At 64.6% G+C, this 6146-nt stretch carries 8 protein-coding genes; all 8 read left to right on the top strand.

All coding sequences use genetic code 11. The annotated features are described in order from the left end of the window. Positions 1–110 precede the first annotated feature (110 nt). Positions 111–1013, top strand: a complete 903-nt coding sequence (locus VJ811_RS17910; RefSeq protein ID WP_324074894.1) for a LysR family transcriptional regulator — start codon at positions 111–113, stop codon at positions 1011–1013. 137 nt (positions 1014–1150) lie between these two features. Continuing rightward, positions 1151–1945, top strand: coding sequence for an SDR family oxidoreductase (locus VJ811_RS17905; RefSeq protein WP_324074893.1), 795 nt, complete (start codon positions 1151–1153; stop codon positions 1943–1945). A 27-nt stretch (positions 1946–1972) separates the two neighbouring features. Beyond that, positions 1973–2383 (top strand): organic hydroperoxide resistance protein, encoded by a 411-nt coding sequence (locus VJ811_RS17900; RefSeq protein ID WP_293647105.1) that lies wholly within the window; start codon positions 1973–1975, stop codon positions 2381–2383. An 84-nt stretch (positions 2384–2467) separates the two neighbouring features. Next, positions 2468–2698 carry a DUF2798 domain-containing protein gene (locus VJ811_RS17895; RefSeq protein ID WP_293647107.1) on the top strand — a complete coding sequence of 77 codons (231 nt, stop codon included), beginning with the start codon at positions 2468–2470 and terminating at the stop codon, positions 2696–2698. 1 nt (position 2699) lies between these two features. Beyond that, the gene (locus tag VJ811_RS17890; RefSeq protein WP_324074892.1) at positions 2700–3137 is read left to right on the top strand and encodes a cupin domain-containing protein; all 438 of its coding nucleotides are present in this window, start codon (positions 2700–2702) and stop codon (positions 3135–3137) included. Then, a complete protein-coding gene (locus VJ811_RS17885; RefSeq protein ID WP_324074891.1) occupies positions 3134–3601 on the top strand; it encodes a DUF6130 family protein in 468 nt (155 codons plus the stop codon). The genes VJ811_RS17890 and VJ811_RS17885 overlap by 4 nt, the downstream gene beginning before the upstream one ends. Positions 3602–3741: 140 nt before the next feature. Further along, entirely contained in the window at positions 3742–4650 is a 909-nt protein-coding gene (locus VJ811_RS17880; RefSeq protein WP_324074890.1) for a site-specific integrase, read from the top strand. A gap of 5 nt (positions 4651–4655) precedes the next feature. Continuing rightward, complete coding sequence (locus tag VJ811_RS17875; protein ID WP_324074889.1) at positions 4656–5846, top strand: IS91 family transposase; 1191 nt, start codon at positions 4656–4658, stop codon at positions 5844–5846. Positions 5847–6146: the final 300 nt, after the last annotated feature.

Here is a 6146-nt window from a genome sequence, read left to right as displayed (position 1 = left end):
CATTGATCGCCGATGGCGGGTGTTTGTTTGCGACGCGAGCGGCAATTGCTTGCAGCTGTGACGACCGGGCAAATTCCGCTATTCAGCGTGCGGGCAAGAGAGGGAGACAGATGGATCGTCTTGACGCCATGCGGGTGATTCTGGCGGTCGTCGACGCGGGCAGCCTGTCCGCGGGGAGCCGCAAGCTGAATGCGCCGCTCCCCAGCGTCAGCCGCAAGGTCGCCGAACTCGAACGGCATCTCGGCACCAATCTTCTCGTCCGTACCAGCCGCAACATCCAGCTCACCGATGCCGGCCGCGATTATGTAGAGGCCGCGCGGCGGATAATAGCCGACCTCGACGAGGCCGAACGGCGCGCATCCGGCGAATATAGCACGCCGCGCGGTGAACTGACGGTCACGATGCCGGTCGAATTCGGCGCACACCATGTGATGCCGATCGCGCTGTCGTTCATGGCCGAATATCCCGAAGTCACCTTGAACCTCATCGCCTCCGACCGGCGCACCCATATGGTCGATGAACATATCGACGTCGCAATCCGCCTGGGCCATCTGGCCGACAGCGCTCTCTATGCGGTCAAGACAGGCGACTTTCGCCTGATCACCTGTGCGAGCCCCGATTATCTCGAACGGCATGGCACGCCCACGGACCCGCGCGAACTTTCCGCTCACGATGGCATCCTGTTCGGCACCCGGCAAATATTCTGGACCTACCGCATCGACGGCGAGGAGATGATCTGCGCGCCGCGGACGCGGATTGCCGTCAATAGCGCTGCGGGCAATCTGGCAGCGGCGCTCGGCGGGGTCGGGATCGCGCGCCTCTTCGATTATCAGCTGTCGGGGCAACTCCAGTCGGGCGCGCTCGTGCGGGTACTTCACGACGGCGACAGCGAGCTGCGCCCGGTGCATATCGTCTATCCGCGCCAAGGGCTGCTGCCGCTAAAGGTGCGCGCCTTTATTGACTGGGCGACGCCGCGGCTACGCGCCGCATGCACGGGTTTCGACTGCCCCTGACCCGACCCTTGCCGCGATTGAGAGGCTCGCTCTCGCTTTCGCCCGCTACCGGCATTTTCCCGCACGACTAAATCGTTCTGGTCCGCCCCGTCCATCACGGTCGGTCGGCATCCATCCCTTGTTGGAAAGGAAGAACGATGAACGAAGCAAAGGGCACTGCCCTCATTACCGGAGCGTCGAGTGGAATTGGCACGCTTTACGCCGATCGCCTGGCTCGCCAAGGCTATGACCTGATCCTTGTCGCGCGCAACGCCACCAAACTCGAGCGCGTGGCACAAGCGATCCGGAAAGCCACCGGCCGCCAGATCGACACGCTGCCCGCTGACCTTGCGAACCCCGCCGAACTTCTTCTCGTCGAAGCCCGGCTCGCGAACGAGCGCAGCATCACCTTGCTGGTCAACAACGCCGGCATCGGGTCGACCGCTCGCGCCCTCGACGCCGACGTCGATACGATGAGCGCAATGGTGTCGCTCAATGTCGAGGCGCTGATGCGTCTGACCTATGCGGTCGTGCCCGCCTTCGTGGCACGCGGCCGCGGCACGATCGTCAACATCGCCTCGATCGTCGCGGTTGCCCCTGAGGTGCTGAACGGTGTTTATGGCGGGTCCAAAGCCTTTGTTCTCGCATTCAGCCAGAACCTGCGTCACGAACTCGACGGTACCGGGGTCGGCGTGCAGGTCGTCCTGCCGGGAGCGACCGCGACCGATTTCTGGGACATCGCGGGAACCCCCGTCGAGCATTTGCCCGGCGAGATCGTCATGCGCGCCGACCAGTTCGTCGACGCCGCGCTGACCGGCCTCGCGCGTGGCGAATTTGCGACAATCCCCAGTCTTCACGACGAATCCCGCTGGGCCGCCTTCGAGGCAGCCCGGCAGGCCATGGCGGGCGAATTGTCCACCAGCACCCCCGCGGCCCGGTATCTAGCCGCCTAACCCCCGAAGCATAGCAGGAGTAGAATCATGTCACAGAATATCGTCTATACCGGAAAAACCCACACCACCGGCGGCCGCGACGGCGCGTCGCGCAGCTCGGACGGCGAACTCGATATCGCGCTGTCGCCGCCCGGATCGAACCGCACCGGGACCAACCCCGAACAGCTGTTCGCGGCCGGCTGGTCGGCCTGCTTCCTCGGCGCGATTGGCAAGGCTGCCAGCGAACAGAAATTGCGGCTGCCTGCCGACGCCGCTATCGACGCCGAAGTCGATCTTGCGCTCGACGATGGGGGCTTTTCGCTGATCGCGCGTCTCAACGTCAGCCTGCCCGGCATCGACCGCGACACCGCCGAAACGCTGACCGCCCGCGCGCACGAGATCTGCCCTTATTCGAAGGCGACGCGCGGCAATATCGCGGTCGACATCAATATCGTCTGACCCACCCAAAACCGTCGCGCCTGTCGCCATGACATGGCGCGACGGTTTTTGCCGCCAAACTGCGGATGAATAAGGACCTGGATCATGAACATCCAAATGAAACGGAAAATCGCTTTCGCCCTCCTGATGGGAGTCGTGACAACCGGGATTATTTCCTTCACCCTCCTCGCGCTCAATCTCGGTTTTGCGACCGGCTTTGTCGAGACATGGCTGCGTTCCTGGGCGATCGCCTATGTCATCGTCATTCCCGCGATCCTTCTGATCGGGCCGCGTTTGCAGGCCCGCATCGACCGGGTCATCGGCAAGGAGGCGTAAGGTGAAGCACGCAATCTCAAATTTATTTGCCGTCATCCTTTTGACGGCTGGCGCGGCATCTGCTGCAACTTCCACGCCCGCAGGCGTCACGCGCACCGACCTGCAGCGGCACGACCTGTCGATCGCGGGCCGCGAAACCATCCAAGCGCGCATCGACATTGCCCCGGGTGCGGTGGCCCCATGGCATCGCCATCCCGGCGAGGAAGTCATCTATGTCATCGAGGGGACACTCGAATATCAGCTCGAGGGTCGACCGCCGGTCACCGTCACGGCCGGCCAGGTTCTCTTTGTTCCCGCGGGCGTCGCGCATATGGCGCGCAATCGCACCGCCACGAATGGCGCTGAACTCGCGACCTATATCGTCGAAAAAGGCAAACCGCTGCTTGTGCCTGCCGAGGTGCCAACAAGCGAAACGGGAACACAGGAGACGTCGCGATGATCCGTACCCTGCTCTTAGCAGCGCTCGGTTCGATCTTGGCGACCACCGCAGCCGCGCAGCCGATTGATGCCGGGCGCGAAGCTTCGCAATTCGTGCCGATAATCAATGAACCGCCTGCTGAACTGTTCGTCGATCCGCCGCTTGCTGGTCCGCTTGCACGGGGGGCAGTCATCATTCCCTATCAGACGAAGCATTTCCGGATTCTGCCGGTCTTTGGAGCAAGCGCCGTCGATGTCTCGCCGCGCGCAGGCCATCTGCATGTCAGTGTTGATGATTTGCCCTGGCGATGGGCGGACGCTGGCGACAATGGCGCCGTCGTCGTGAACGGCCTTCCTCCCGGCCCCCATAAGATATTGATCGAACTGGCGACGCCCGAGCAGAAGGTTCTGACTGGCAGATCCGTGTCCTTCATCGTCCCAGACTTGACGAAAACAACCGCGACTGGGCCGTCACACGATCATTGATGTGGGTTCCGGCCGATGCACGAACCGCTGCGCGGATTGGTGCTAGCCTCGATGTAAAGCGCTGAGCGAGCGCCGCGCCTGATTGAACGTGGGCTGCCGCAGGCAGACCCTTTCGGCTCCTTTACCTGAGGAGTCGAACGATGAATGAGCTTATCCAGATTGGCCCGATCAGCCCGCTGCGCCAGCGACTAATCGACGACATGACCATGCGCCGCTTCTCGAAGGAGACGCAGCGTAACTATCTGCGCGACGTCGGGCGGTTCGCGACCTGGCTCGGGCGCTCGCCGCACACCGCGAGCGCCGAGGATATCCGGCAGTTCCAGATCGAGCAGCAGCAGGCGGGCGTCCCGGCGCCGACCATGAACAGCATCGTCGGCGCGCTGAGGTTCTTCTTCACGCACACGCTCGACCGCCCCGACCTCGCGCGCAAGCTCGTCCGCACCCGGCAAGTTCGCAAGATCCCCGTCGTGCTGACCATGGCCGAGGTAAAGCGCCTGCTCGATGCAACGCGCTCGCTCAAGCATCAGGCCGCGCTGTCGGTCGCATACGGCGCGGGCCTGCGCGTCGCCGAGGTGTCGGCGCTCAAGGTGACCGATATCGACAGCAAGCGGATGCTGCTGCGGATCGAGCGCGGCAAGGGCGGGCGGTACCGCAACGCCATGCTGCCCGAAGGGCTGCTCCTGCTCCTGCGCGACTGGTGGCGCGCCGGACGACAGCAGGGCATCCTCGTTCCCGACGGCTGGCTTTTCCCCGGACAGAGCGCCGCGGCGCCGATCAGTACGCGCCAGCTCTACCGTGTCGTCGTCGAAGCCGCCGAGGCCGCCGATATCGACAAGCGCGTCGGACCGCATACCTTGCGCCACAGCTTCGCCACCCACCTGCTCGAGGACGGTGTCGATATCCGCGTCATCCAGGCGCTGCTCGGTCACGCCAAGCTAAACACCACCGCCTTCTACACGCAGGTCGCGACCAAGACGGTACGCTCGATCGTCAGCCCGCTCGACAGGCTCGCGCTGGCATCGCCGAGCGAGAAGGCGCCTGACGGTTAGGGTTCGTGCGCGCCTCGCTCGAGGTCGCCGACGTCTTCCGTGCTGCTGGCCCCGCGTATCGCGCCGCCCATGCCGGGCACCTTAGCCTGCATCAGCTGGGGATCATGTCAGCGATTGAGCATTGCCGCACCGCCGCGCTCGGCGGTCATGTCGAGGCCTGCACCGACTGCGGCCACTGGCGGATCGCGTACAACAGCTGCCGCAACCGGCACTGCCCGAGGTGCCAGGGCGCTGCTGCACGCACATGGCTCGAGGCCCGCGAGGCCGACCTGCTCCCGGTCGGTTACTTCCATGTTGTGTTCACCCTGCCTGCCGAGGTCGCCGCGATCGCCTATTACAACAAGGCACTCGTCTACGATCTGCTGTTCAAGGCCGCGGCCGATACGATGCTGACCATCGCCGTCGATCCGAAGCACCTCGGCGCCCGGATCGGCATCACCGCCGTCCTCCACACCTGGGGCTCGGCGCTCACCCATCATCCGCATATCCACATGATCGTGCCCGGCGGCGGCATCTCGCGCGATGGAACGCGCTGGATATCCGCACGCTCCGCCTTCCTGCTCCCGGTCCGCGTCCTTGGTGCGCTTTTTCGTCGCCTTTTCCTGACCCGGCTGCGCGCGCTGCACGACGCCGGCAAGCTCGCTTTCTTTGGCAGCCTCACGCATCTCGCCGAACGACGCGCATTCCTGCGGCACCTCTCGCCGGCCCGCAAGAAGCGCTGGGTCGTCTATGCCAAGCCGCCGTTCGCGGGCCCCGAGGCGGTGCTCGCTTACCTCGCGCGCTACACCCACCGCGTCGCCATATCGAGCAGCCGCCTCCTCCGCTTCGACGAGGCCGGAGTCACCTTCCGCTACAAGGACTACCGCAAGACCGGCGCCGGACGGCAGCAGGTCATGACGATCGCCGCCGACGAGTTCATCCGCCGCTTCCTCCTCCACGCCCTGCCGCGCGGGTTTCACCGCATCCGCCACTATGGCCTGCTCGCCAGCGCACGCCGCAAGGATCATCTCGAACGCGCCCGCCGCCTGCTCGACGTCGCGCCTCCACCGGTCGATGAGCCCGCCCAGGATGCAGAGCCCCAACCGACCTGTCCTTGCTGCGGCGGTACGATGATCATCATCGAAGTGTTCGAGCGCCGCTATCAGCCTCGCGCGCCGCCCCAGCCGGCGGTCTCATCCGGGACACCTGCGCCGTGATCCGGCACGGCTCATCGCCTTCCTCCTCCAGGGCACACCCGCGCCTGGAAGCGGCCCCGCTTGCGCCGACGCTGCCCAAAAGCAGACGCCGGAACCGCAAAATCGGACGGTCCGACTTTCAGCGCCTGCTTTTGCGGCCCATATCCAGACGGTCCGTTCTCAGATGCGTCCGCTTTGGGGCGACACCTCGCTGCCCCACGATCTGCGCAAAACAGCTTTCCCCATAGCTCAGCTCATGACCACCGCGGTTCGGGCACCGAAGACTTTCTGACGCCTGGCGGCGTCTGAAACTCTCAACGA

The organism is Sphingopyxis sp., from assembly GCF_035250425.1.
Lineage (GTDB): Bacteria > Pseudomonadota > Alphaproteobacteria > Sphingomonadales > Sphingomonadaceae > Sphingopyxis.
Note: the sequence above shows the minus strand (reverse complement) of the source record. Positions and strands in the feature narration are given on the sequence as shown.